The following is a 25,215-nucleotide window of genomic DNA, read 5'->3' as shown; positions in this document are numbered from 1 at the left end:
AGAAATTTGGCGGCCCGGCTCACAGGGTTGGCTCGCACCTGTGAGCCGGGTCCTACCGTCGTTAACCAACAACCGCGGCAGGCGGTTGCATGAACTTTCGCGACTATTTCCGGTCGTCGAGCGTGCGCAAGGCGTACTTGACTTCGGCGAGTTGTTCGGGGCGCAGCGGACCATAAGCCGACGCGGCGGCGTTCTGCCCCGCCTGCTCGACGGTGCGGAAGCCGGGAATCGGAATCGTGCGCGGGCTACGCGCCCAGATCCAGGCCAGTGCGCCCTGGGCGAGTGTGCGGCCGTCGCTGGTGAGCACGTCGCGGATCGCGGCGACGACGGCAGTGAACTCAGGCGTCGGAACGCCGTCCTTGAACCATCTCAGCCAGCCCGGTGCGACCGAGCGGATGTCGGACTGGCTGGTCGGTCGGCTGGCGTCGCGGCCGGCGAGCAGGCCCATCGCGAGCGGGCCACGGTTGACGCTGCCGAGGCCGAGCCGGTCGCAGAGCTCCAGCATCTCCGGTGCGTCCTCGACGACGTTGAGCTGGTGCTGGACCGCCGTACAGTGCGCGCCTTCGGCGAACAGCGCGGCGCGCTGAGGGTCGTCGGTGCTCCAGGCGTACGCGCGGATCAGGCCCTCGTCGACCAGCTGCTCGCAGGCTTCGCGGAGTGCGATCGCCTCGTCCTTGGTGTCGGGCTGGACGTGCAGCTGGTAGAGGTCGAGGTAGTCGGTGCCGAGGCGGTCGAGCGAGCCGCGGACGGCCTGCTGGAGGTAGGTGACGGAGGCGTCGGGACCGTGCATCGTCCGGGATTGCTCGTCGAAGGTGTTGCCCCACTTGGTGGCGATCACGACGTCGCCGCGGTGCGCGCCGAGCGCCTTGCCGAGGACGCGTTCGGAGTGGCCGCAGCCGTAGACGTCGGCGGTGTCGAAGAACGTGATGCCGTTGTCGAGCGCGTGGTGGATCGCCCGGGTCGACTCGGCGTCGTCGACCTCGCCCCAGCCCAGCGGGTTGCCCTCGGTGTCGTGGAACGGGCCGCCGATCGCCCAGCACCCGAAGCCGAGCGGGCTGACCTCGATACCACTTCTGCCCAGAAGTCGGTTGTCCATGTCGTCGACGGTAGACGGCAACCGGGCCGGTGCACCGGTCCGCTCCCGGGGCTTCGTAGCCGGTCCAATCAGGCACCGGTGGGTATGCCGGTGTTGGCCTTGACCTCCTTCATCGCGAGGTGGGAGGTCAGCTGCCCGACGCCGGGCAGCGTGGTGAGCACGTCGGTGCGGAACCGTTCGTACGCCGCGATGTCGGCGACGGCGATCCGCAGCAGGTAGTCGGGGTCGCCGAACAGCCGGTGCGCTTCGATCACCTCCGGCAGCGCCGCGACCTGCCGTTCGAACTCCGCGATCGTCTCGTGGTCCTCGTTCCGCATCACGACGGTCGCGAACGACTGGAAGCCGCGGCCGAGCTTGGCGGGATCGAGGACTGCGCGGTAGCCGCGGATCACGTCGTCCTGCTCGAGCTGGCGGACCCGGCGCAGACAGGGCGAGGGGGTGAGGCTGACCCTGGCGGCGAGGTCGGTGTTGCTGAGCCGGCCGTCGCTCTGCAGCTCGCGCAAAATCCTGCGGTCGATGCGATCCATGGCGCAACATCCTGCCACTGCTTGATGTTCGGGCGCATGAAGTAGCAATCGGCTGCCTCGCGGTCGTCACTAGCGTCGCGAACGTGAACGCATCGTCCGTGCTGTTGTTCCTCGTGGTGGACGGGCTGCTGGTGCTGACGCCCGGACCGGACTGGTTGTACGTGATCGCCCGCTCGCTCGGGCGATGGAGCTCGGGGCTGGTGGCGGTGGCCGGCATCTGCACGGCCTACGTGGCCTACACCCTGCTCACGGCGACCGGCCTGGCCGCGGCGGTGGCCGCCGTACCCGGCGTCCTGCCTGTGTTGCGCTACGCGGGCGCCGCCTACCTCGTCTTCCTCGCGATCGGCATGCTGCGCAAGGCCCGCGCCCGAACCGAACCACGAACCGCCCAGGTCGAGCAGCCGACGTCGCTGCCGCGCCCGCCGGATCTGCCGGACCAACCGCATCCCTCGGAGCAGGGCCGGCCGGCCCGGGTGGCTCGGGTGGGAGAAGCGTCGGCCGGCACGGTGTTCCGGCAGAGCATGCTGACCGGCCTGCTGAACCCGAAGGCCCTGCTGCTCTTCCTCTCCCTCCTCCCCCAGTTCGCCGACCAGGCGGCCGCACTTCCCGTCGGCGGACAGCTTGCTCTGCTGGGCCTGCTCCACGTCCTGGCCTGCGCGGTCGGCTACGGCGCGGTCGCGCTCACCGCGGGCCGGATCGGGCGGCGGGTGGCGAGCTCGAGCCGGGCCGGCCGTGTCCTTCCCGTGGTCTCGGCCGCCCTGCTGCTCGCCGTCGCGGCGGTAACGGTGCTGTGAGCTTGTCCGGAAGTTCCGTCGGGATAGCGCTTGCCAACCGCCGGACGCGCACCGAGACTGACAGCGACGAAGCACAGGCCGGGACATTTAGTCAGGGAGGTTGACTAACCATGGTGGAGTCCGCGCGATCCGAGGGCGCCCGCTCGCCGTTCAGCCGACGACAGCTGCTCGCCGTCACCGGTGGCGCCGCCGCAGCGCACCTGGCCGTCCAGCTCGGCTCGGCAACGACAGCAGCGGCGGCGGCCGGGATCCAAGCTCCGGCGGGTTCCTGGCAGTCCAGCCGGGTCCACTACGACGAGAACGGGCATCTGATCTACGGCCAGGACTCCGAACGCAACCGCATCCCCGACTTCAGCCACGCCGGCTACCGCAACGCCGACCATCCCATCCCTCACGTCCCGACAGTCGCCACCGTCTCTCCGGTCGACGGTGACAACACGGCGCATCTGCAAGCCGCGATCGATCGCGTCGGCCGGCGCCCGCTGGACTCCAACGGCTTCCGGGGCGCGCTCCTGCTGCGTGCCGGCACCTACGCCGTGTACGGCACGGTCCGGCTCAACCACGACGGCGTCGTCCTGCGCGGCGTGGGCGACGACGCCGACCCGGCTTCCAACACCGTGATCCGGGCGATCGGCGACGTACCGCATCAGCGCGACCTGCTCGTGGTCGGCGGCGGCGCCGCCACCGGCTGGTCCGGCGAGGTCCCCGGCACCCGGACGGCGGTCACCTCGGAGTTCGTCCAGGTCGGCGCCCGCAGCTTCGAAGTCGACGACGCCACCGCCTTGCACAAGGGCGACGACCTGATCATCACCCACCCGTGTACGGAAGCCTGGCTCGCGGCCGTCGACGGTGGCGCGACCGACGTCGACGAGCCGTGGACGGTCGGCAGCCAGCCGATCGTCTACCAGCGCCGGATCACCGCGATCACCGGCAACCGCGTCACGGTCGACGTGCCGGTGTTCAACCACCTCGACCGCACGCTGGCCGAGTCGTACGTCTACACGTGGGACCGCGCCGGCGTGGTCGCCCGCCTCGGTGTCGAGAACCTCCGCATCGACATCGAGTACCTCGGCGACCCCGATGCCGACGAGGACCACGCCTGGAACGCCGTCAAGGTACGCCAGGCCGAGGACGTCTGGATCCGCGGCTGCACGATGCTGCACTTCGCCAAGGCCGCCGTCGAGACCGACGAAGTCACCCGCGCGACAATCGAGGACTGCCGCGCGCTCGATCCCGTATCGGTGGTCACCGGCGGGCTGCGCTACAACTTCAACACCGAGAAGTACTCCCAGCAGATCCTGTTCAGGAACTGCCACGCCACCAAGGCCCGGCACGCGTACGTCTCCAACGGAACCTCCAGCGCGTCCGGCGTGGTGTTCCTGCGGTGTACGTCGGAGGGCAGCCTCGCCTCCAGCGAGGGCCACCGCCGCTGGACCCAGGCGCTGTTGTGGGACAACCACCGCGAGATCGCGCCGGCGACCTCGATTACGCTCGGCATCTACAACCGCGGAAGCTACGGAACGGGACACGGCTGGGCGACGGCACACGGCGTCGGCTGGAACTGCGACCTGGCCGGCACTCAGCTGGTCGTGCAGAAGCCGCCGAGCGCGCAGAACTACGCGATCGGATGCTCCGGCGTCATCACCGGTGACGGCCCGTTCGAGCAGCCGGTGGGCTACATCGAGGGCGCCAACACGCCCGGCCTCTTCCCGCCCTCGCTGTACGAGGCGCAACGCGCCGAGCGTCGCCGGTCCGGCTGAGCGGCAAGCGGCCAGGCCGTCCCACAGCCCCCGCCACCACCCTGATATCGGCCCTTCGGGTCAGATATCCTCGCTGCTCGTGCTGATACTCCTGCCGCCCTCGGAAGGCAAGGCGAGCACGGGGAACGGCCCGGCACTCGACCTGGCGTCCCTCGGCTTCCCCGCGCTGGCCGCGACCCGCAAGCGCGTCCTGTCGACGTTGGTACGCGTGTCCGGCCAGCGCAACGGCGCGCAGGTGCTGGGTCTGACGCCGGGCCAGGCCGAGGATCTGGAACGTAACCGCGTGCTGCACGACGCGCCGACGTTGCCGGCGTGGCAGCTGTACACCGGCGTGCTCTACGACAACCTCGGGTTGTCAACACTGCCGGTTCCGCTCGAGCAGGCAGCCGAGTCGGTGCTGGTGTTCTCCGGGCTGTGGGGCGTCCTGCGGATCACCGACGAGGTTCCGCCGTACCGGCTGTCGATGGGCGTACGGCTGCCACGGATCGGCCCGCTCGCGGGACTGTGGCGCCCGGCGATCACCAAGGCGCTGGGCAGCCGGTCCGACCTCGTGGTCGACCTGCGCTCAAGTACGTACGCCTCTGCGTGGAACCCCGGCGAGCACGCCGCCGCGATCCGGGTACTGACGGCTGACGGCAAGGTCGTCAGCCACATGGCCAAGGCGACCCGCGGCCGGGTCGCGCGTTCGCTGCTGGAGACCGGCGCCGATCCCGCGTCGCCCGAGGACCTGGCCAAGCTGCTGGCCGAGCTCGGCTACGCCGCCTCGCTTTCCGCCGGATCTCGTCGAGGCAGCCCGCGCACCATCGACGTCACGACCTGAGCGCGTTTTCGGGCACTCGACGTCCTCGCCCGGCTCGCACGGGGACTGCCGGTCCAGCGGCCGGCCGGCCAACGCTCCACGTGGCCCGGCCAGCCGGCGGCCGCCGGAGCGCTCAGCCCTCCAGGAAGTCGCGCAGCACCTGCGAACGCGAAGGGTGACGCAGCTTGCTCATCGTCTTCGACTCGATCTGCCGGATCCGCTCGCGCGTCACACCGTAGACCTTGCCGATCTCGTCCAGCGTCTTCGGCTGACCATCGGTCAGGCCGAACCGCATGCTCACCACGCCCGCCTCACGTTCACTCAGCGTGTCGAGAACGGAGTAGAGCTGCTCCTGGAACAGCAGGTAGCTCGCCGCGTCGGCCGGGACGATCGCCTCGGAGTCCTCGATCAGGTCACCGAACTCACTGTCGCCCTCCTCACCGAGCGGCGTGCTCAGCGAGATCGGCTCACGGCCGTACTTCTGCACCTCGACGACCTTGTCCGGCGCCATGTCGAGCTCCTTGGCGAGCTCCTCCGGCGTAGGCTCACGGCCGAGATCCTGCAGCATCTGCCGCTGCACGCGGGCCAGCTTGTTGATGACCTCGACCATGTGAACCGGTATACGAATCGTGCGGGCCTGGTCGGCCATCGCCCGCGTGATCGCCTGGCGAATCCACCAGGTGGCGTACGTCGAGAACTTGAAGCCTTTGGTGTAGTCGAACTTCTCCACCGCGCGGATCAGGCCAAGGTTGCCTTCCTGGATCAGGTCCAGAAAACCCATGCCGCGGCCGGTGTAGCGCTTGGCCAGGCTCACGACCAGGCGGAGGTTGGCCTCCAGCAGGTGGTTCTTCGCCCGGCGGCCGTCCTCGGCCAGCCACTCCAGTTCCTCGAACTTCGCCGCTGGGAGCTTCTGGCCCTCGCCGTCGAGCTTCTCCTCGGAGAACAGGCCGGCCTCGATCCGCTTGGCGAGCTCGACCTCCTGCTCGGCGTTCAGCAACGGCACGCGGCCGATCTGCTTGAGGTAGTCCTTGACCGGGTCGGCCGTGGCACCAGCCGCGAGCACCTGCTGCTCGGGCTCGTCGGAGTCGTCGTCCTCCGACAGGACGAAACCCTCTTCGAGCTCGATCTTGCTCAGATCGCCCTCGATGGTGAGTTCGTCGGTGTCCGACTTCTTGGCCGTCTTAACGGTTCCTGCCACCACGTGCTTCCCCTCTGCGAGCTTCGGCCATAAAAGCAGGGTCCCGTGCGCCTGATACGGAGCACGGGACCCAAGTGTGCCTGGTAATCGCCAAGAGGGCGAATTCTAGCCGACAATCGGCTACTGGTCGAGATAGTCGCGTAGCACCTGCGAACGCGAAGGGTGACGCAGCTTGCTCATCGTCTTCGACTCGATCTGCCGGATCCGCTCGCGCGTCACACCGTAGACCTTGCCGATCTCGTCCAGCGTCTTCGGCTGACCGTCGGTCAGGCCGAACCGCATGCTCACCACGCCCGCCTCGCGTTCACTCAGCGTGTCGAGAACGGCATGGAGCTGCTCCTGCAGCAGCGTGAACGACACCGCGTCGGCCGGGACGATCGCCTCGGAGTCCTCGATCAGGTCACCGAACTCGCTGTCGCCGTCTTCGCCCAGCGGGGTGTGCAGGGAGATCGGCTCACGGCCGTACTTCTGCACCTCGACGACCTTGTCCGGCGCCATGTCGAGTTCCTTGGCGAGCTCCTCCGGCGTGGGTTCGCGGCCGAGGTCCTGCAGCATCTGGCGCTGCACGCGCGCGAGCTTGTTGATGACCTCGACCATGTGAACTGGTATACGGATGGTCCGCGCCTGGTCGGCCATCGCTCGGGTGATCGCCTGGCGAATCCACCAGGTGGCGTAGGTGGAGAACTTGTAGCCCTTGGTGTAGTCGAACTTCTCCACCGCGCGGATCAGACCGAGGTTGCCTTCCTGGATCAGGTCGAGGAAGAGCATGCCGCGGCCGGTGTAGCGCTTGGCCAGGCTGACAACCAGGCGGAGGTTGGCCTCCAGCAGGTGGTTCTTCGCGCGGCGGCCGTCCTCGGCGATCCAGTCGAGCTGGGTGTAGACATCGGCCGACAGCGTGTGCGACTCGGTGCCGAGCTTCTCCTCCGCGAACAGGCCGGCCTCGATCCGCTTGGCGAGCTCGACCTCCTGCTCGGCGTTCAGCAGCGGCACCTTGCCGATCTGCTTGAGGTAGTCCTTGACCGGGTCGGCGGTGGCACCGGCCGCGAGCACCTGCTGCTCGGGCTCGTCGGTGTCGTCGCCCTCGGACAGGACGAAGCCTTCTTCCTCGACGACCAGCTCGCCCTCGAGTTCGATGTCGAGATCGCCCTCGGCGGGTTCGGCGCCGGGTTCGGCGGCCTTCTTGGCCGTCTTGGCAGCGCCCGCGGACTTCGCCGCGGTCTTCTTGCCAGGTTTGCTCACGACCTTGGGGCGGTCTGCCGGCTTGGCCTTCGCCTTGCCCTTGGCCGGGGAGACGGCCTTGGCGGCGCGCTCGAGGTCGGTTTCGGGCTGCGGGTTGTTCTCGGCATGCACGGTCTGCTCCGACTGTGTGTCTCCGGGATTGGCCCCGGAGCCCGGCTGCTTGGTTCCGGCGGCCTGTCCGTTACTGCCCAAAGTAGTGCCCTGGGCTGGGACAGTGCCGGACGACGAGCCGTTCCCGTAGCCGTTTGTGGCGGCGTCGGCCGATTCGGCTGCCTCAGCCGGCCCAGCTGCCTCCGCCGGCGGAGTGCCGGTCGCACGGCCGTTGGCGGTGCCGTTGGCGCCGCTCGCCGGGCCTGCGGGGCTGCTGGAGCTGGAGGGGCTGGTGGGTACGGCATGCGGTCTGGTCACCGGCCTGACCGGCGTGGTCGCGTCCTGCGTCACGGCAGCGGCGGTTCGCCTGGACGACGCGGCGGAGACCCGCTTGCGGGAAGGCGTGGTCGCCTGCGTCGAGTCGACGGACACGGTCACACCCTCCTCACCGAGACACCGCAGCAAGCTCGCCCACTGCGACTTGTCAATACCCACGTCCTCGCAGGCACCACGCACCTCCGCGGCGGTGACGTAGCCACGTTCCCGTCCTCGTACAACGAGCTGGTGCACTTCAGGGATCTGGAGAAGCTGGGCATTCCGGGACGTGCGGGACGACACGAACTTCCTCTCGTCTGCTCCGTGGTGAGAGTGGCCGGGCGGTGGATGCCGGGCGGATATGTTGAGGGAGCATTCTGGCACGTCGCGAAGACGTCGTGACCGCTGAGTCGACAGCTGGGCATCAGCGTGTACCGATGTGGAGGCTGTCGCAGCACGAGGGGCGCCTCACGCGATGGGCCGGAATGTTCGGTGATGTCCAAGCATACGTCGCACGCCAAGTGAATCGCGGATATCGCGACCTCCTGGCGTGCTGCTTGTTATGGAACGGTTGTGACACGCTCAGCCGGCCTTCTCCTGCTTCGCGCGTTTCTTCATCTCCTGCTTGGTGGCGCGGACCTTGGCGAGCGACGCCGTGTCAACGACGTCGGCTACTGAGCGGTAGGCCGTGGGCTTGCCGAGTGGTCCGGTCTCGGTCACCCAACCGCGCGGTTTGACGCCGAACCGCTTGCCGAGTAGGGCCAGGAAGATCGTGGCTTTCGCCGGGCCGAAGCCGGGGAGCGCACGCAGGCGCTGGACGATCTCCTTGGCCGTACCGTCCGACCAGATCCTGGTCGAGTCACCGTCGTATTCGTCGAGGACGATGCGCGCCAGCTCCTGGATCCGCGCGGCCATGGCACCGGGGTAACGGTGAACGGCAGGCGGCCCCTGACAGAGCTTGACGAACGCCTCCGGATCGTACGCGGCGATCGTCTGAGGATCGAGGGTGTCGGCGCCGAGGCGTTGGATTATCACGTAGGGGCCGGCGAACGCGCGTTCCATCGGGAACTGCTGGTCCAGCAGCATGCCGGTCAGCAGGGAGAACGGGTTGCGAGCCAGCTCGGCATCGGCGGCGGGATCGCCGACGATGTTGAGCGTGGGTGGCTCGGCGAGGGTGACGACGGCCGGATTGGTTGCCTTGGCCGCAGGCGGCTTCGCGGCGGTTTTCTTGGCCGGCTTGGCCGCCGGTTTCGGCGTGGGTTTCACCGACGTCATGGTTCAGTCCAGCTCCGCTTTCACCGTGAGGACAGGACAAGAGGCGTCCAGCAGGACACGCTGGGCGTTCGCGCCCAACATCAGTTTGCCAACTGGTGACCGCCTGCGCAGCCCGATCACGATCAGTTCGGCCTGAAGCTCTTCCGCTGCGGAGATCAGATCGTCTGCGGGTTCGACGTCGAGGTTGGGATCGCGTACCTCGTAACTCACGCCCGCCTCGTCGAGATGCGCGCTCAACTCTGCCGGCAGCGCGTGGACCGCGTCGCTGTCGCGCTGCGAGCTGATCACCACCAGGCCGAGACTTCGTAGGGTCGCTTCGGTAGCGGCCGCGCGTAGAGCGGCGTGTCCCTCGGGCTTGTCGACGTAACTGACGACGATCGCCGGCACGCGCTTCCCTCCTCCGAGCAGCGTTTTTCTGGTATCGGGACGGTACTACAAGCGGCGGCCTGTGGATTGCGGCAACGCGCGCGCCGCGGAATCAGGCAGTCTTTGCGGCATGCATCACCGGTCGAGCACCGTCGACTACCGGACGTTGCCCCCACAACTCGGCAGCGCACTCCGCGGCGAGGTCTACGAGCTGCGCAAACGCGTGGACGGCCGCGCCTTCCCGCCGACTGTCGGCCTCCGCCGCCTGTCGGCGTCAGGCGTACCGCTCCCCAGCGGCGCGGCGATCGTCCCCCTCACCGCGCCACCGATGCCCACAGGGATGCCGCTCCCGCCACGTGGCAGCGACCGCCCCCTCGGACTGCCAACCGCCACCAGCGGCGGCCAGGACTGGCATCCCGCCGCCGATACCAGCGACCGCGACGCCAGCGACCGCGACGCCAGCGGGCGCAGCGGCTCTGGCAGCGATGGCGGACGCGGCGGCGGCGGCTGGCGTGGCGGCGAGCGCGGCGGCGGCAGTACCGGCGGCACGCGTGGCAGCGGTGCCAGCGGGAGCAGCGGCAGGCGTCGCAGCGGCGGCAGTACCGATGCCGGCGCGAACGACACAGCCGGAGGCGCGTTCCGGATCGGCGTGGGCCGGCCCGGCCTCGACCATGCCCTCCGAGTCGACCTGCTGGTCGCCACGCTGAGCGGTATGCGCTCGCGCGGCCACCTCGACTCCCCCACCCCGATCGGCATCATGATCAAGCGCCCCGGCGCCCTCGAACCCACCGAAGACGACCTCGGCTGGCTCCGCGCCTGGCCCATCGCCTGCGACATCGGCGGCTGCACCCGCGGCCCGGTCTGGACCATCACCCGCCACGGCTGGATCGACCTGGGCGAAAACAGCGTCGTCGAGCTGCCCCGCCACTGGCTCCGCCGCCCACCACCCGGCCACCCCGGCACCACCTGACGGCCCACCGGCATGGCTGCCTCCACCGTGGCCATCACAGTCGTCACGGTGGGCTCTCCACGGTGATCGCCATCGTGCATCCCGGCACGGCCATCGCCACGGCCGCGACCGCGGCGACTGCGGGGCTCACCCGGACGGGCGCTCGTCCACGCATGCAAAATCGCGCGCAGCCGAGGGTCGGCTACGCGCGTGGGAGCGTTGATCAGTGCGGCTCAGCCGCGCTTTCCGATGGTCCGGTCACTGCCCGCCGACGCCGGTTGGTGGCGCCGGCGGACCAGACCGGTTCATGTGCCCCGTCTTGAAAGTGCCCAACTCGAGAAGCTCGGTCCGAGCGCTCGAAGGCTCTTCACAGCCGGTCAGGCCGCTGGTGACGGAACCCTGCGACGCCGGATCGCGGAGCGGCCGGACTCGGTGGTGCCGCCCCATACCCCGTACGTCTCCGGCAAGCCGAGTGCGTGCTTCTGGCATGCCTCGCGTACCGGGCATTGCGCGCATACGACCAGCGCACGCTTCTCCCGGTTGTCGCGCTCCGTGGGTTTCTCGCCCTCCGGACCGAAAAAGAGGTCAGACGAATGACCTCGGCAGGCTGCGTACTCCTGCCAGTCCCACGAACGTGTGGGCATCACGGCACGCCGTGCGCCGCGCCCTCTCATGTAGTTGGGCATCCTCATCGACCCCCTCTCCGGCTTGAGACGCTCGAAACCGAAGGGTGGTTGCCTCGCCTGTGGGTAAAGTCGGGACTTCTCAGGAACCGAACCCCACCCAGTGGGACGGCTGTGAGCTGCCCGCGGGAGTCATATGGGCCAGCTGTGTACGGGGATGTTGGCGGCCATGTTCTCCAGGTAGTGCCGGGTCATGACATGCAACGCCTGCTGACGATCCGACGTGCTGCGGTCGTGCAGGCGATGGAACATGTTCGCCTGCCACGCCGCGCCGTTCTGCCGTAGCGCGCAGCGTTGCTCGATGATGCCGAGCAGCCGGTCGGAGTCCTTGGTGTCGACGCCCCAACGATCCAGCCCTTCGCGCGCGAGCGGGAGCAGCCGCCGGAGTACGAGCTCGGGCGCGTCGACGGTGCCGATGCCCGGCCAGTAGAGCCTGGCGTCCATGCCGTACTTCGCACCATTCTCGAAGTTCTCCGCGGCGGCACCGAACGACATCCGGTTCCAGACCGGCTGTTCCTCCTCGGCCATTCGCCGGGTCAGCCCGAAGTAGAACGCCGCGTTGGCGAGCGTGTCCTGCAGGCTCGGCCCGGACGGCAGCACACGGTTCTCGACGCGCAGATGCGGCTTGCCCTCCACGACGTCGTACACCGGCCGGTTCCAGCGATAGATCGTGCCGTTGTGCAGCCTCAGCTCCGCAAGGCGTGGCGTGTCGCCGCGTTCGAGAAGTTCGAGCGGGTCCTCGTCCTCGCAGACGGGGAGCAGCGGCGAGAAGTAGCGGACGTTCTCCTCGAACAGGTCGAGTACGGAGGTGATCCAGCGCTCGCCGAACCACACGCGCGGACGTACGCCTTGGAGACGCAGCTCCGGACTCCGCGTGTCGATCGCCTGCTCGAACAGCTTGATCCGCGTCTCGCGCCAGAGCTCGTGCCCGAACAGGAACGGCGCGTTGGCGCAGATCGCGACCTGGGCTCCGGCCAGCGCCTGGGCGGCGTTCCAGTAGGTGGGGAACGCCTCCGGGCTGGTCTGGATGTGCAGCTGCGTACTCGTACAGGCCGCTTCCGGGGCGACCGAATCCGACGTCATCATCAGGCGGTCGACACCATCGATGTCGATGTGAATGTCCTCACCGCGGGCCAGGAAGATCTGCTCGTTGAGCAACATGTACCTGGCGTTCGGGGAAAGCGTCTCGACCGACATGTGGCGGGTGGTCAGCGTCGGCAGGATGCCGACCATCATCAGGCGCGTGTCGAACTCGCGGCTGGTGATGGCCGCGGCCTCCAGCCGGGTACGTACGTCCTCCTCGAACTCCCGCAGGCCGTGCTCGCTGAGCCGGCGCGGTGCGATATTGACCTCGAGGTTGAACCGGGCCAGCTCGGTCTGGAAGGCGGAGTCACCCAGTGCGCGGAGGATCTCCGCATTGCGAAGTGCGGGATCCCCGCTGTCGTCGACGAGGTTCAGTTCGATCTCGAAGCCGGTAAAGGAACTGCCCGCTTCGAGCACCGACTCCGACAACATCCGCCGGAAGGCGTCCAAACCTCGGTGCAACTGCCTGCGAAAACTGGTCCGATCCTCACGTGTGAATGCCTGGGGCTCGATGTCCTGTCCCATCGCCGCTCCTCCCCCACGTCTAGTTGGGAGCGTGACACCGATTCATGCGGATCGCCAGTGGTCTGACCGGGATCACACGACTGGAATTTCCGCTAACGGTCAGGCCGTGGCCAGCCGGCGCCGGCGCTGGCTGGAGCATGAGGTCTGTACCAGTGTGGCTCGTACGTGGGGCGTCTCGGGGTCGGTCGGGTTACAGATTCGAGTCGTCTCCTGTCGGTTGGTAGCCGGTCGGCGTGTGGGTGGGTGCGACGCGTTGGCGCTGTCGCTATCAGTCGGTTTGTGGTTGCTTGGCCTCACCTGCTTCCCGTGACTCGGCCGGCCAATCGTCCGGCGGCCACACCGAGGGCGGCACCATGGCGGCCACGACGTCGCGGATGAGGTGCGCCATGGAATAGGTGGGATCGGCGTCCAGCACGCGGTCGACCGCGCACCGGGCCAGCGGGCCGTCGCCGGACAGCCAGGCGGCGAAGGCCAGCAGCGCGAGGGGCGCCACGTTGTACGGCGGGAGCGCGCGGCGGGCGATCTCGCGCCACAGCTGGACGTGTTGCTGGGCGGTCTGCGTGGTCATCCGCAGCCAGGCGGCGTCTCTGACGTGGATGTCGTAGAGGTACATGCCGGCCCAGGCGACCTCGTCGTCAGTGGGGCTGGTGCCGTTGGAGAGGTAGCGCTCCACGAGGCGCATGACGTAGGCCTTGCCGTCTGCTCGTATGGACGAGGCGATCTGCACCTCCTCGTTCTCCACGCGGAGGTAGCGGCGGCTGGCCTCGGCGTCCATCCGGGCCGTGGCTCGTCGCATCGCGATCCTGGCGAGGCCGCGGGTAGGTGCGATCGAGCGGCGGAGCTCGGCTTCTCCGGCGAACGCGACCTCGCCGTGGTAGACCGACTCCGCGGCGACGCGACTCGCCTCGGCGTCGTACGGCCTGCCTTCGGTGGGACAGCAATGAGGGTCGTGGCACGACAGGGAACGCCATCGGCTGCCGTCGACCCACAGGGCGTCGAGCAAACCGATCCCGGAGGCGGCGAGGGCGGCAGCGAGGATGCCGGTGGAACGCCTCGCGAGGTCGGCGGACGTCGTGTAGGCGACCAGGACTGCGTAGCTGGCGCCGTTGTGCACCATGGCAGCGGCGAGCTGATGGGCGAAGTCCGGCCAGTCGTCTTCGGCCGGCGTGGCCGTGCTGCCGCTGCCCAGCTGAAGGGTGGTGGCAGGGTCCGCGCTTTCGTGATCCGTGGTGATCCGGCCGAACCCGGCGGTGGCGGCGTCGGCGGTGATCGCGTGTGTGGTGGCTGCGTGGGCCGGCTCGCCGGCACTGCCTGCCGGCTCGGTAACGGCTTCATCCGGAGCAGCACGACCGCTGCCTGCCGGAACGATGGTTCCGCCAGCGCGCTCGGTGTCGCCCACGACCATGCGTGCGGCGGACGGGTGGGGTGGCTTGACGACGCCCGTGATCGTGGCGGCCGTCGGGACAGCAGCGTCTGCGGCGGCGTGGGCTGGCTCGGCGGCTCCGCCCGCCGGCGGGGTTGTCGAGTCGCAAGCAGCGGGATGGGCTGCGATACGGGTTGCGGCGGGGGCGGGCCCGGTGTCGTCCGTGGCGATTGGTGACGAGCGTCGGGGGCGCAGGTCGGCGCGGACTACGAGGTCGGAGCGGCCGTTGGCGTTGACCGCTATTACTACGAGGCTGTCGGTGGGGTGGAAGCCGATCGCGAAGGGGATGCGGGCTAGGACGTCTTCCGGCGTGCGCAGCCACATGCTCGCGCCCGGCGGGCCGTCTCGGTTGGATTGTGTGGGCGCCGCGGCGGCAGCGTCCGGTGCGCCGGCGGGAGGCTTGGCGGTCTGCGGTTTCGTACTGTCTCGGTTCATGCGGAAAGCGTTACGCATCCACCCGATTCGCGGGGAGACGAGCGGAAAGCTGTGGAAAGCACCGACCTGTGGAGGAATTCCGGTCAGGCCATGCCCTTGGGCACCGCCTGCGAGGATGACCACATGCGAAGTGAGCCGAGTGTCCTCCACCTGGACCTCGACGCATTCTTCGCAGCCGTCGAGCAGCGTGACAAGCCGTCGTTGCGCGGCAAGCCCGTCATCGTCGGCGGGATCGGGCCGCGTGGCGTCGTTTCCACCGCTTCGTACGAGGCTCGCGTGTTCGGCGTCCGGTCGGCCATGCGCACTGTCGAGGCGCGCGCGAGGTGTCCCAACGCCGCCTACCTCTCGGGCAGGTTCGCCGCATACCGCCAGGCCAGCCGCGCCGTTCGCGACGTACTCAACGAGGTGTCCCCGCTGGTCGAGCCGCTCTCGCTCGACGAGGCGTACGTCGATCTCGCCGAGGGCGACCACCGCGACCTCTCCCCCGCCGCCGTCGAACAGCTCGCGAAGGAGATCAAGCAAGCAGTACGGGACGTCACGGGCGGCCTCACCGCCTCGGTCGGCGCCGGTACGTCGAAGCTGATCGCCAAGATCGCCAGCGACCTCAACAAGCCCGACGGCCTGCTCGTCGTCCCCGCCGGGCAGGAGCGCGAGCTCCTCTATCCCCTGCCCGTCTCGAAGATCCCCGGCGTCGGGCCCGCCACCAACGAACGCCTCCGCCGCGCCGGTGTTCACAGCATCGAGGAGCTCGACAGGATGGGCGCCGACGAGCTCAAGGCGCTCCTCGGCCAGGCCCACGGCGGCGTCCTGGCCCGGCTCGCCCACGGCGAGGACGACCGGATCGTCGGCGCGGAGGCCAAGTCGCGGTCGATCAGCGTCGAGGACACGTTCGAACGCGACATCGCCGACCGCGCCCAGCTCCAGATGCTCACCGACCGCCTGGCCCGCCGTACGACCGAACGCCTCACCGGCGCCAAGCTCTCCGGCCGTACGGTCACGCTGAAGATCCGCCTGTTCGACTTCACCACTCACACCCGCTCGGCCACCCTGCCCGGCCCCACCGACGACGTACGCGTGATCACCCGGCTCGCCAAGCGCCTGCTCGACGAGGTGGACACCTCCGCCGGTGTACGCCTGCTCGGCGTTGGCGTCTCCGGCCTGGCCGACTGGGTACAGGACGACCTGTTCGAGACCGCGGACGCGGCCGCCGAGACCGAGAACACCGAGGTCCCCGAGCCCACAGACGGCTCCAGCGCCACCCCGAGCGCATCCAGCGCGCCCAGTGCCCCCAGCACGGCCGGCGCCAGAGGCGACACCGGCGGCGACGAGCCAGGTACCCGCCGCTGGCCGCCCGGCTCGGACGTCTTCCACGCCGAGCACGGCCCCGGCTGGGTCTGGGGCTCCGGCCGCGGCGTCGTCACCGTCCGCTTCGAAACCGCCTTCACGACCCCCGGACCGATCCGGACGTACGCCACGACCGATCCCGATCTCGCGCCCTACACACCGCTGTGGCCGACCGCCCACCGGCTGGCACAGTTGGACTCATGAGCGTCCCGCTGACCCGTTCCCGTGTGGTCTGTCACGGCCGGGTCCACGGCGTGTTCTTCCGCGACACCTGCCGCCGCAACGCGCGCAAGCTCGGCTTGGCCGGCTGGGTACGCAACCGCGGAGACGGCAGCGTCGAGGCCGTGTTCGAGGGCAGTCCAGCGGCTGTCGGCAAGATGATCGACTGGAGCAGAACCGGCCCACCCACCGCGTCCGTGACTACGGTCGACGTCATCGACGAACCTGTCGAAGGGCTGTCCGGTTTCCAGATCCGCCCGACGGCATGAGCTGGGGCGGGTCGCCACCGACCTCGAGCTCCACGACACCGTGCTGATCGCCGCGCCTTCAGCTTCTTCTTAGTGCTTGGGTGCACACTGAACGCGTGCGCATCCTGGTAGTTGACGATGATCACGCCGTACGCGAGTCGCTGCGGCGCTCTCTGGTGTTCAACGGCTACGAAGTCGACCTCGCGGACAACGGCGAGACGGCTCTGAAGGCCGTCGCCACACATCATCCCGACGCGATCGTGCTCGACGTGATGATGCCCCGCCTCGACGGCATCGCCACCTGCCGGGCCCTGCGGGCCAGCGGCGACGACGTACCGATCCTCGTCCTCACGGCGCGTGACGCGATCGCCGACCGGGTGGCCGGTCTCGACGCGGGCGCCGACGACTACCTCACCAAGCCGTTCGCGCTGGAAGAGCTGCTGGCCCGGCTGCGCGCGCTCCTCCGCCGCACCACGCCCGAGCCCGGCGCCGCGATCTACACCTACGCCGACCTCTCGCTCGACCCCGTGACCCGTGAGGTGAAGCGCGGCGAACGGCAGATCAGCCTGACCCGCACGGAGTTCGCGCTGCTCGAGCTGTTCCTTCGGCACCCGCGCCAGGTGCTCGAGCGTTCCCAGATCCTCGAGGACGTCTGGGGCTTCGACTTCCCGACGTCGGCGAACTCGCTCGAGGTCTACGTCGGCTACCTCCGCCGCAAGACCGAAGGCGACGGCGACCCACGCCTGATCCACACCGTCCGCGGCGTCGGCTACGTCCTGCGAGAAACCCCGCCGTGAGCGAGCAGGCCGGTCCTCTCGAGTCCTACCGCGAACGCTTCCGCACGCTCAGCTTGCGCAAACGGATCGGTCTCGTCGCCGGTGTGGGCGTCGGGCTGATCGTCGTTCTGATCTCGATCGCGGCCTACGTCACCGTGCGCGGCGCCCTGCTCAACCAACTCGACGCCAACCTGCTGACGCGCGCGGAGTACGCGGCCAGCGGCCCGCTCGGCGACCCGCGGGTGCTCCGGGATGTGCCCGTGGCGTACCTCGGCGCGGCCGACGTCAAGGTCGCGATGATCACCCAGGGAGGCGCCCCGATCCTGCCGCAGGCGGAGAACACCCCGCCGCCGATGGGCCTGCCGGAGCGCAAGGTCGCCGCCGGCCTCTCCGACTTCAGCGCGCGCACGAACATCGCGAACGACGGGCACCGCTACCGCGTGATCGCCGTCCCGTCATCCGATGACAACCCCGGGCTGGCGTTCGTGATGGCCCAGTCGATGGACAGCACACAGCAGGTGCTCCGCGCGCTCGGCCTCGTGCTCTTCCTCGTCGGTGGTGGCGGTGTGCTGCTGGCCGCATGGTCGGGGTTCGAGATCGGGCGGGTCGCGCTGCGACCGGTCCAGCGGCTGACCGGTGCGGCTGAGCACGTCGCGCGTACCGGCGACCTGCGCCCGATCCCCGTTCGGGGCGAGGACGAGATCGCACGGCTGGCACACGCGTTCAACGCGATGCTCGGCGCGCTCGCGCAGGCACGCAGCCGGGAACGCCGGCTGGTCGCGGACGCCGGCCACGAGCTGCGTACGCCGCTCACCAGCCTGCGTACCAACCTCGACCTGCTGGCGCAGAGCGAGAACCGGCCCGGGCTGTCGGCGGACGATCGGGCGAGCCTGATCGACGACGTACGCGCGCAGATCATGGAGCTGTCCGCGCTGGTCGGCGACTTGGTGGAGCTGTCGCGGGAGGACCCGCCGTCCGACACGCGCGCTCCGCTGGACCTCGCCGTGGTCACCGCGCACGCGCTCGAACGGGTCCAGCGGAGGGCGCCGTCCGTACATTTCGACGTCGAGCTGCGGCCGTGGACGGTGATCGGCGATGCGCAGACGCTCGAACGCGCGGTGACCAACCTGCTCGACAACGCGGCGAAGTGGAGCCCGTCCGACGGGGCGGTGACCGTACGCCTGCGCGACGGGGTGCTGTCGGTCGCTGACCAGGGGCCGGGCATCGCGGAGGTCGACCTGCCGCACGTGTTCGAGCGGTTCTACCGTTCGGCCGAGGCCAGGACGATGCCGGGATCGGGGCTCGGGCTGTCCATCGTCAAGCAGGCGGTCGAACGCCACGGAGGCTACGTCCAGGCGGGGCGGGCGCCGGGGGGTGGGGCGCTGTTCGTCCTGCGTATCCCGGGTATGTCGGATCCCCGGATCGCTCAGCCGCAGCCGGCGTAGGCAGGCGCGGGATCCGAGTTCTTCGGATTCCCTCGGGTAGCTCTTAGGCTGAGTTCAGGTAGAGCGACCACCCTTTCTGTCCATGAGCGAGACGAGGATCGAACCCGTGCAGCCGTCTGAGCCGCCACAGCGTCCGGCTAGCGAGTCTTCCGCGCAGCAGCCGTCACAGCCCGGTCCTCAACCTGGTGCTCCTGGTGCTCCTGGCGCGCAGTCCGGTCCTCAGCAAGGGCCTCAGCCCAGCGGGCAGCCGGGGCTTCAGCCTGGGCCTCACCAGGGACCGCATTTCTACCGGCCGCAGGAGTGGGGGCCTCCGCAAGGGCCGCCGATCGGTCCGCTCCCTCCGCAGCCGTTCGGCGGGCCGCCGTCGGGTCCGAAGCGGCGAGCGGGCGTGGCCGTACTCGTCGCCGCGCTTGCTGCCGGACTGGTCGGTGGCGGTGCGGGTGCCGTCGGCGTCTACGCGCTGACCCGCGACGACCAGGCGACGGCGAGCGCGCCGAGCGCGCTGGACAACTCACCGTCCAACACCAACGCGTCGAGCGCGCCGTCCGGGTCGGTGCAGGCGGTGGCCGACAAGGTGCTGCCGAGCGTCGTCTCGATCACGATCAACACGGGGCAGGGCACCGGCGGCGGCAGCGGGATCGTCCTGTCGGCCGACGGCCAGATCCTCACCAACAACCACGTTGCCGAGGCCGGTGAGCTCGAGGTGACGTTCCAGGACGGCAAGACCGTACCGGCGCGCGTGATCGGGCTCGACCCGGTGACCGACCTCGCGGTGATCAAGGCCCAGGGAGTCAGCGACCTGAAGCCGGCGACGCTCGGCTCGTCCGACGCGTTGAAGGTCGGGCAGGAGGTCGTGGCGATCGGCGCGCCGATCGGGCTGGCCGGCACGGTGACGTCGGGCATCGTCAGCGCGCTGAACCGGCCGGTGAACACCGGCTCGTCCTCCGGGCAGAGCAGCGAGACCGTGATCGACGCGATCCAGACCGACGCGGCGATCAACCCCGGTAACTCCGGCGGCGCGCTGCTCGACAGGTCCGGCCGGGTGGTCGGCATCAACACGGCGATCGCGCAGGTACCGCAGAGCCAGCAGGGCGGCCAGTCCGGCAACATCGGCCTCGGCTTCGCCATCCCGATCGACGAGGCCCGTCCGATCGCCAAGCAGCTGGCCGCCGGGAGCAAGCCCGAGCACGCGCTGCTCGGCGTGCAGGTGGGCACCGCGCAGGGCCGGGGCGGTACGACGGCAGGCGCGGCGCTCGGAGATGTGACCGAGGGCAGCGCCGCAGCCAAGGCCGGTCTGCAACAGGGCGACGTGGTGACCAAGCTCGACAGCCGCGCCATCACCGACGGCGACAGCCTGGTAGCCGCGGTCAGGTCGCACCGCCCAGGCGACGAGGTGACGCTGACGTTCGTCCGCAACGGACAAGAGAAGACGACGAAGATCAAGCTCGGCTCGGACCGCTAGACGATCTATTCCAAGGGATCGCCGGTCAAGCGCGCGGCGCATGGCGCCGCGCTGGGAAGGCGGAGGAGGAGCCAGGAGGGGCCTCCGGCGATCGACGACAACGCAGCCAGCGTGGATGCCAGGCGTCGCGCGTCAGGCGACCCCTTGGAATAGATCGTCTACCTGGGGCGAGACGAAGCGGCTCACCGGTGGCTGTTCGGCCGCGGCGAGCCGCTTCGCTTCGCTGACGGCTGGCCTACCTGCCGTGGTCACCCTGCGACACCGGTCGTGGCCGCCGCGCGCCGTGTCGGGCTCCCTCGGCGGCCGCGCAGGCCGCGCGCGCGAGAGCAGCGCGCCGAGCTTGTGCGGGTGGATGGCTGGGCTCGGCTATCGCCGAGGCCGCGGCGCGCCGGTGAGGTCAGGCCCCGGCTGAGCGCTCCGTGCTCTCACCGCGGGCAATGCCGCTCCCAATCGCCTGCTCGAGCGAGCCGAACCCCTCGGCTCGCATGCGGCGGAGGAGGTCGCGGTGGATTTGGCAGGCCCAGCCCGGTCCGCCGTAGATGAAGCCCGTGTAGCCCTGTACGAGCGACGCACCCGCGCGGATGCGTTCCCACGCGTCATCGCCGGATTCGATGCCGCCGGCTGCTACCAGGACCAGGCGGTCGCCTGCTCGGGTGTGGAGGCGGCGCAGCACTTCGAGTGCTCGTTCCCGCAGCGGCGCGCCCGACAGGCCGCCGACCTCGCTCGCCACCGAGGAGGTACGCAGGCCGGCCCGCGAGATCGTCGTGTTCGTCGCGATGATGCCGTCGAGCCCCAGCTCCAGCGCCAGGTCCGCCACGGCGTCGACGTCCTCGTCCGACAGGTCCGGTGCGACCTTCACCAGCAGCGGCACCCGCCGCTCGGTCACCGCCGAGTCGAGGGCCTCGCGGACCGCCTTCAGCAGCGGCCGCAGCCGTTCGACGGCCTGCAGGTCACGCAGGCCGGGCGTGTTCGGCGAGCTCACGTTGACCACGAAGTAGTCGGCGAACTCCCCCAGCGTCCGCGCGCTCGTCACGTAGTCGCCCACCGCCTCGTCCTCCGGCGTGAGCTTGGTCTTGCCGATGTTCACCCCGGTCACGGCCAGCGGAACGCGGCCGCGCCGGGCAGCCTGGCGGGCTCGCCGATCCAGCCGGTACGCGACCTCGGCCGCACCGGAGTTGTTGAAGCCCATCCGGTTGATCAGCGCGCGATCAGCCGGCAGCCGGAACATCCGCGGTCGGGGGTTGCCGGGCTGCGCCCGCGCCGTCACCGTTCCGACCTCGACGAAGTCGAATCCCAGCGCCGCCAGCGCGTCCACTCCGCGTGCGTCCTTGTCGAAGCCCGCGGCCAGCCCGAGCGGACCCGGCAGGTCGAGCCCGAGGACGCGCAGCCGCAACGCGGGATGCACCGGCGCGAACCACCGCGCCACGACGTTACGCAGAACAGGCAGCGCGGCCGTGAGCCGGATCAGTCCGAACGCCAGCCGGTGTGCCGTCTCGGCAGGGATCCGGCACAGGACCAGGCGGTAAAGGAGCGTGTACACCGGCACCGATCATAGAGCCGGCTCCGAACCGACCCTCGAACGCACGGTCAGACGGCGTGGTCGAACTCGCCCTTCTTGGCGCCGTCGAGGAAGCACTCCCATTCGAAGTGGTTGTAGACCAGCACCCGCTGCTCCGGGTCGTCGGCGACGCGCAGCAGCACCCACTCACCTGCGAACGCGATCTCGACCGCTCCCGGCCCGTCGCTGGAACGCTGCCATTCCTGTGCTTCGACATCCAGCCCGAGTTGTTCGATGCTCGGCTTGGTCGTGCCGGTCACGGCGGCTCCTCTGTCCGTATCTATGTACATAGTCCAGGTACGTCGAACTCGGTCAGTACTTCCGCGCGACGCCGCAGTACAACCCGCGCGAGGCCTCGTCGTCCGCGTCCTCGGGGTCTTCGGCGCCCCACAACCCACCGTAGGTCACGCCAGGCCGCGCGCCAGGATACGGGGCGGTGAGCTCCAGCCCGTCGAAGAATCGTTCGACAGCCGCCTTGGTACGCGGGTTGGCGTGCTCGTTGGCGTTGGCGTACAGCGCCTGCACCCGCGCGATGTACTCCGGGCGCGCCTTGTCGAGCGTTCCGTGCGACAACGCGAGGTAGCTGCCGACCGGTACGGCGTCGAGGTAGCCGGCGACCAGACTCCATGGGTCGGACTCGTCGGGCAGGAAGTGCACGACAGCGGTCATGAACAAGGCAACCGGCTGGTCGAAGTCGATCATCGAACGGAGGTCGGGGTCGCCGAGCAGCCCGTCGCGGTCGCGCACGTCGCCGGAGAGGAAGAGAACGTTCTGGGCGTCGGCCAGCAACTGCGGTGCGAACGCCGCGACCATCGGGTCGAGGTCGACGTAGACGACTCGGGCCTTCGGGTTGATGTCCTGGACGACCTGGTGGGTGTTGTTGCCGGTCGGTAAGCCGGAGCCGAGGTCGATGAACTGCGTGATGCCCGCCTCGCCGGCCAGCCAGCGCGCGGCCCGCTGGTGGAAGCCGCGGTTGCACCAGGCCCAGTCCTTGAGTTCCGGGAACATCGCCTCGAGCTGTTTGGCGGCCATCCGGTCGACTTCGTAGTTGGTCGTACCGCCGAGCATGTAGTCGTAGATCCTGGCGACACTCGGGGTGTTCGGATCGACACCAGGTGGCGCTGTCGCCATGGATTCATCGCTCATACATGCTCCCCAAAGCTCTGACGCAACGTTACTTGCCGGTTTCTTTCCGGATGGTACGTGCGCGCCACCTTCCACCATGCGGCTCCGCTCAGTACCGTGTGACAACACCAAGCACCAACGGAAGGGTGATCGCGGCCGGTTCGTAGCCCACCTCCGACCGAATTTCACCGAAGTTCGGCCGAAACGGACACAACCATCGGATCTGACTCATCGGGTACGTGAGGCACATGCAGGGTCGAAACCAGCGAGCGAGCTTGATCAGATCGCCTGCGCACGACAGTACTACCCGCAACACGCCGACGCGGCGGTCTCGGCGCCTTGCCGGCGCTCACGTTCTCGACGACATCACGTCCGGACCTGCCGGTTGCCATTACTTGATCTTGTCTTGTGGTCACAATGAGCAGGAAAGGCCTCGTCAGGTCGTTTCAGCGGGCGCCCTCACGTGGACGTACGCTTACGATGCACTTCGCGGAGCCCGAGGCGCCTACTTGTGATTCACAATTTGAGGAGGCACTATGTTCCTTGAGTCGTTCTGTCAAGGAGCAGAAGGACCCATCGTCAAGGAGGACCGGGGTGACCGATGAGACCTACGGGGCCACGATCGCCAAGCGGCGACTGTCCCGCAGGCTGGCCGAGCTCAGAGTCGAGAACGGCTACACCGCCAACCAGGTCTGCGACCGGCTGAACTGGGGACGCGGAAAGGTCGGCCGCTTCGAAGCCAACGGATGGGTTCGCCCCGAGATGAGCGATATCCGCGATCTGCTTCGGATCTACGGTGTCTCCGACGAGGAGCAGAAACAACTCGAGGACCTCGCGATGCTGGCGCGCGCCAGAGCTTGGTGGCGTGACTATGCCGACGTGGTCGAGAGCGAGGTCCACGGGTACGAGGCAGACGCAGCTCGCATCAGTACCTACCTTCCGTTGGTCATTCCAGGTCTCTTGCAGACGCCTGCCTACATGGAGGCTCAGCTGCGCGTAGGTCCGAGGTCGTCAGCATGGCGCAACCGCGCGGTCGGTGTGCGTCTGCGCAGGCAGGCGATCCTCGATCGCACCGACGGTACGGCGCCAGAACTGGTAGCGGTGATTACCGAAGCCTCGCTCAGATATCAGTGGGGTGCGCAGTCCGACCGTCGCGCCCAGGTGGCTCACCTGGTCGAGATGAGCCGGCGCCCCAATGTCGAGCTTCGGTTGCTCCGCTTTCAGGACGGTCCGCACCCGGGCATGACGTCGGCGATCAGCATCTACGACTTCCCCGGCGATGAGCCCAGCATGGTCTTCCTGGAGACCGAGCTCAGCATCGAGGAGGTGGACAAGACCGACGAGGTAGGTACGTACACCGACACGTACGAGAAAATCCGCGACGCAGCTCTGGATCCGGCAGCGACCACGGCCGCTCTCAAGCAGCTCGCAGAAACCTTGGAGTAGACCCCATGATCGACCTGTCTCAGGCTAAGTGGCAGAAGGCCAGCCTCAGCACTTCTGGCAACAGCGGCTGCGTGGAGATCGCCGGCAACTTCTCCGACGTTACGGCCATCCGCGACAGCAAGAACCCGCACGAGGGTGCGCACGTTGTTACGCGCCCCGCGTTCGCCGCGTTCCTCAGCGACGTGAAGGCCGGCCGCTTCGACATCTGAGCGGCCTCAGACGGCCGCGCAGCGCGTGCTTGAGCACGCGAGCCCCCTAGCGTGGCCACCGGCCGGAAGTTAAGGCCCAGGTACGACAGATCCCCCCGGGGTGCCGCCCGGGGGGATCCTTTTTGTCACAAGCCCCTGTCTCAAGGCTCGTCGGCCACCTTACAACGGCGGCGACGCTTGGTACAGGGCCCATCACAGAAACGGTTATAGCCGGTCATTGGCCCACGAACCAGGCAAAACGCCTGGAATCTTTCCCAGGATGCGATTGCCAAGATCGTGGTTCATAGCCTACGCTTCAGTATGTGTGAATCACAGATCCCGAGTCAGGAAGGCAGAGGATCGTGTTGCGCAAGGTCGACTGCCAGGTAGTGGGGCCTCATGGGACCTCAGGGTGCTCAGAGTGGCTTCGTAAAGCGCTTAACAGCTCGGGATTGCGCACAGCAACATCAGCAGTAAATGCAGTTGCAGTAGCGAAGTTACGAGCCCTCGTATCACCGGCCCGCCCCAACCGGAGAGCATCGTGACCCACCACATACCTGGCATTGGCCACGTCGACTGGCCCGAATCCGATGTCGACGCTCATGCGCAACTCGTAGGCCGGACCCACCGCCCCGATCGGTCGCCCCTAACAGTTCGCTGGCGGTGGGTCCTCCCTCTCCCCCACAAGAGGTTGTGTTGTTGCGTTTCTTGCGCTCAGGACTGGCCATGTCCTGAGCTGCGCTGGGCGGAGCGTTGGCTGGCTACCAGCCGCCGCTTCTCCTGGACCAGTTGATTCGAAGGACCAGCTGAGGCTCCTGCCCCAGAGCCTCGGTCGCCGCGCGGCGAG

Annotated in this window: 22 protein-coding genes and 1 pseudogene; 11 read left to right on the top strand and 12 right to left on the bottom strand. The window is 68.7% G+C overall.

The window, feature by feature from the left end; translation table 11 throughout:
* Positions 1-103 precede the first annotated feature (103 nt).
* Positions 104-1,096: an aldo/keto reductase gene (locus tag ACYVF6_RS22175; RefSeq protein WP_460524311.1), complete on the bottom strand. Its 993-nt coding sequence runs from the start codon at positions 1,094-1,096 to the stop codon at positions 104-106.
* Between the two features lie 68 nt (positions 1,097-1,164).
* Positions 1,165-1,623 (bottom strand): Lrp/AsnC family transcriptional regulator, encoded by a 459-nt coding sequence (locus ACYVF6_RS22170; protein WP_460524309.1) that lies wholly within the window; start codon positions 1,621-1,623, stop codon positions 1,165-1,167.
* Between the two features lie 83 nt (positions 1,624-1,706).
* On the opposite strand from ACYVF6_RS22170, the gene ACYVF6_RS22165 reads away from it, so the two are divergent.
* The 3 genes from ACYVF6_RS22165 to ACYVF6_RS22155 all read left to right on the top strand — a co-directional run bounded on the left by ACYVF6_RS22165 (position 1,707) and on the right by ACYVF6_RS22155 (position 4,997).
* Positions 1,707-2,417, top strand: coding sequence for a LysE family translocator (locus tag ACYVF6_RS22165; RefSeq protein ID WP_460524307.1), 711 nt, complete (start codon positions 1,707-1,709; stop codon positions 2,415-2,417).
* 110 nt (positions 2,418-2,527) lie between these two features.
* On the top strand, positions 2,528-4,177 hold the full coding sequence (locus ACYVF6_RS22160) for a hypothetical protein (RefSeq protein ID WP_460524305.1): 1,650 nt from the start codon (positions 2,528-2,530) through the stop codon (positions 4,175-4,177).
* A gap of 79 nt (positions 4,178-4,256) precedes the next feature.
* The gene (locus ACYVF6_RS22155; RefSeq protein ID WP_460524303.1) at positions 4,257-4,997 is read left to right on the top strand and encodes a YaaA family protein; all 741 of its coding nucleotides are present in this window, start codon (positions 4,257-4,259) and stop codon (positions 4,995-4,997) included.
* Positions 4,998-5,109: 112 nt separating this feature from the next.
* Here the strand turns inward: ACYVF6_RS22155 and ACYVF6_RS22150 are convergent.
* The 4 genes and pseudogenes from ACYVF6_RS22150 to ACYVF6_RS22135 form a co-directional block, all read right to left on the bottom strand.
* A pseudogene (locus tag ACYVF6_RS22150) lies at positions 5,110-6,159 on the bottom strand (RNA polymerase sigma factor); the annotation flags it as partial.
* A 135-nt stretch (positions 6,160-6,294) separates the two neighbouring features.
* Complete coding sequence (locus tag ACYVF6_RS22145) at positions 6,295-8,073, bottom strand: RNA polymerase sigma factor (RefSeq protein WP_460524301.1); 1,779 nt, start codon at positions 8,071-8,073, stop codon at positions 6,295-6,297.
* A gap of 327 nt (positions 8,074-8,400) precedes the next feature.
* Entirely contained in the window at positions 8,401-9,084 is a 684-nt protein-coding gene (locus ACYVF6_RS22140) for an HhH-GPD-type base excision DNA repair protein (protein ID WP_460524299.1), read from the bottom strand.
* A gap of 12 nt (positions 9,085-9,096) precedes the next feature.
* Positions 9,097-9,480 carry a universal stress protein gene (locus ACYVF6_RS22135; RefSeq protein WP_460524297.1) on the bottom strand — a complete coding sequence of 128 codons (384 nt, stop codon included), beginning with the start codon at positions 9,478-9,480 and terminating at the stop codon, positions 9,097-9,099.
* Between the two features lie 109 nt (positions 9,481-9,589).
* Between ACYVF6_RS22135 and ACYVF6_RS22130 the strand changes: the two genes are divergently transcribed.
* A complete protein-coding gene (locus ACYVF6_RS22130) occupies positions 9,590-10,429 on the top strand; it encodes a hypothetical protein (RefSeq protein ID WP_460524295.1) in 840 nt (279 codons plus the stop codon).
* A 356-nt stretch (positions 10,430-10,785) separates the two neighbouring features.
* Here ACYVF6_RS22130 and ACYVF6_RS22125 read toward each other — a convergent pair whose 3' ends face one another.
* The 3 genes from ACYVF6_RS22125 to ACYVF6_RS22115 form a co-directional block, all read right to left on the bottom strand.
* Positions 10,786-11,052 carry a WhiB family transcriptional regulator gene (locus ACYVF6_RS22125; protein ID WP_460524293.1) on the bottom strand — a complete coding sequence of 89 codons (267 nt, stop codon included), beginning with the start codon at positions 11,050-11,052 and terminating at the stop codon, positions 10,786-10,788.
* Positions 11,053-11,223: 171 nt separating this feature from the next.
* Positions 11,224-12,699, bottom strand: coding sequence for a glutamate--cysteine ligase (locus ACYVF6_RS22120; RefSeq protein ID WP_460524291.1), 1,476 nt, complete (start codon positions 12,697-12,699; stop codon positions 11,224-11,226).
* A 268-nt stretch (positions 12,700-12,967) separates the two neighbouring features.
* On the bottom strand, positions 12,968-14,557 hold the full coding sequence (locus ACYVF6_RS22115; RefSeq protein ID WP_460524289.1) for a DUF4192 domain-containing protein: 1,590 nt from the start codon (positions 14,555-14,557) through the stop codon (positions 12,968-12,970).
* A 123-nt stretch (positions 14,558-14,680) separates the two neighbouring features.
* Here ACYVF6_RS22115 and ACYVF6_RS22110 point away from each other — a divergent pair, with 123 nt between their 5' ends.
* The 5 genes from ACYVF6_RS22110 to ACYVF6_RS22090 all read left to right on the top strand — a co-directional run bounded on the left by ACYVF6_RS22110 (position 14,681) and on the right by ACYVF6_RS22090 (position 20,051).
* Positions 14,681-16,105, top strand: coding sequence for a DNA polymerase IV (locus ACYVF6_RS22110; RefSeq protein ID WP_460524287.1), 1,425 nt, complete (start codon positions 14,681-14,683; stop codon positions 16,103-16,105).
* On the top strand, positions 16,102-16,389 hold the full coding sequence (locus tag ACYVF6_RS22105) for an acylphosphatase (protein WP_460524285.1): 288 nt from the start codon (positions 16,102-16,104) through the stop codon (positions 16,387-16,389). Before ACYVF6_RS22110 ends, ACYVF6_RS22105 begins: the two co-directional genes overlap by 4 nt.
* 95 nt (positions 16,390-16,484) lie before the next feature.
* On the top strand, positions 16,485-17,165 hold the full coding sequence (locus ACYVF6_RS22100) for a response regulator transcription factor (RefSeq protein ID WP_460524283.1): 681 nt from the start codon (positions 16,485-16,487) through the stop codon (positions 17,163-17,165).
* Positions 17,162-18,589 (top strand): sensor histidine kinase, encoded by a 1,428-nt coding sequence (locus ACYVF6_RS22095; RefSeq protein WP_460524281.1) that lies wholly within the window; start codon positions 17,162-17,164, stop codon positions 18,587-18,589. The genes ACYVF6_RS22100 and ACYVF6_RS22095 overlap by 4 nt, the downstream gene beginning before the upstream one ends.
* Positions 18,590-18,977: 388 nt before the next feature.
* Positions 18,978-20,051, top strand: coding sequence for a S1C family serine protease (locus tag ACYVF6_RS22090; protein ID WP_460524279.1), 1,074 nt, complete (start codon positions 18,978-18,980; stop codon positions 20,049-20,051).
* Between the two features lie 397 nt (positions 20,052-20,448).
* On the opposite strand, the gene ACYVF6_RS22085 is transcribed toward ACYVF6_RS22090, so the two are convergent.
* From ACYVF6_RS22085 to ACYVF6_RS22075, 3 genes are read right to left on the bottom strand one after another with little or no spacing between them, the layout of a single operon-like run.
* The gene (locus ACYVF6_RS22085; RefSeq protein ID WP_460524277.1) at positions 20,449-21,591 is read right to left on the bottom strand and encodes a quinone-dependent dihydroorotate dehydrogenase; all 1,143 of its coding nucleotides are present in this window, start codon (positions 21,589-21,591) and stop codon (positions 20,449-20,451) included.
* A 47-nt stretch (positions 21,592-21,638) separates the two neighbouring features.
* Positions 21,639-21,869 (bottom strand): DUF397 domain-containing protein, encoded by a 231-nt coding sequence (locus ACYVF6_RS22080; protein WP_460524275.1) that lies wholly within the window; start codon positions 21,867-21,869, stop codon positions 21,639-21,641.
* A 52-nt stretch (positions 21,870-21,921) separates the two neighbouring features.
* Positions 21,922-22,755 (bottom strand): SAM-dependent methyltransferase, encoded by an 834-nt coding sequence (locus ACYVF6_RS22075; protein WP_460524273.1) that lies wholly within the window; start codon positions 22,753-22,755, stop codon positions 21,922-21,924.
* Between the two features lie 573 nt (positions 22,756-23,328).
* Between ACYVF6_RS22075 and ACYVF6_RS22070 the strand changes: the two genes are divergently transcribed.
* Together ACYVF6_RS22070 and ACYVF6_RS22065 are read left to right on the top strand one after the other, a co-directional pair.
* On the top strand, positions 23,329-24,180 hold the full coding sequence (locus ACYVF6_RS22070) for a helix-turn-helix domain-containing protein (protein ID WP_460524271.1): 852 nt from the start codon (positions 23,329-23,331) through the stop codon (positions 24,178-24,180).
* A gap of 5 nt (positions 24,181-24,185) precedes the next feature.
* Positions 24,186-24,389, top strand: coding sequence for a DUF397 domain-containing protein (locus tag ACYVF6_RS22065; RefSeq protein ID WP_460524269.1), 204 nt, complete (start codon positions 24,186-24,188; stop codon positions 24,387-24,389).
* Positions 24,390-25,215: the final 826 nt, after the last annotated feature.

This window comes from Flindersiella endophytica (assembly GCF_054779015.1).
The sequence above is the reverse complement of the archived record's forward strand: the minus strand, read 5'-3'. Positions and strand labels throughout refer to the sequence as shown.

Bases quoted from the DNA above. Each gene is read 5' to 3' on its own strand.
- ACYVF6_RS22175 (WP_460524311.1), bottom strand. From the start codon at position 1,096: ATGGACAACCGACTTCTGGGCAGAAGTGGTATCGAGGTCAGCCCGCTC.
- ACYVF6_RS22170 (WP_460524309.1), bottom strand. From the start codon at position 1,623: ATGGATCGCATCGACCGCAGGATTTTGCGCGAGCTGCAGAGCGACGGC.
- ACYVF6_RS22160 (WP_460524305.1), top strand. From the start codon at position 2,528: ATGGTGGAGTCCGCGCGATCCGAGGGCGCCCGCTCGCCGTTCAGCCGA.
- ACYVF6_RS22130 (WP_460524295.1), top strand. From the start codon at position 9,590: ATGCATCACCGGTCGAGCACCGTCGACTACCGGACGTTGCCCCCACAA.
- ACYVF6_RS22125 (WP_460524293.1), bottom strand. From the start codon at position 11,052: ATGCCCACACGTTCGTGGGACTGGCAGGAGTACGCAGCCTGCCGAGGT.
- ACYVF6_RS22120 (WP_460524291.1), bottom strand. From the start codon at position 12,699: ATGGGACAGGACATCGAGCCCCAGGCATTCACACGTGAGGATCGGACC.
- ACYVF6_RS22115 (WP_460524289.1), bottom strand. From the start codon at position 14,557: ATGAACCGAGACAGTACGAAACCGCAGACCGCCAAGCCTCCCGCCGGC.
- ACYVF6_RS22110 (WP_460524287.1), top strand. From the start codon at position 14,681: ATGCGAAGTGAGCCGAGTGTCCTCCACCTGGACCTCGACGCATTCTTC.
- ACYVF6_RS22105 (WP_460524285.1), top strand. From the start codon at position 16,102: ATGAGCGTCCCGCTGACCCGTTCCCGTGTGGTCTGTCACGGCCGGGTC.
- ACYVF6_RS22075 (WP_460524273.1), bottom strand. From the start codon at position 22,755: ATGAGCGATGAATCCATGGCGACAGCGCCACCTGGTGTCGATCCGAAC.
- ACYVF6_RS22065 (WP_460524269.1), top strand. From the start codon at position 24,186: ATGATCGACCTGTCTCAGGCTAAGTGGCAGAAGGCCAGCCTCAGCACT.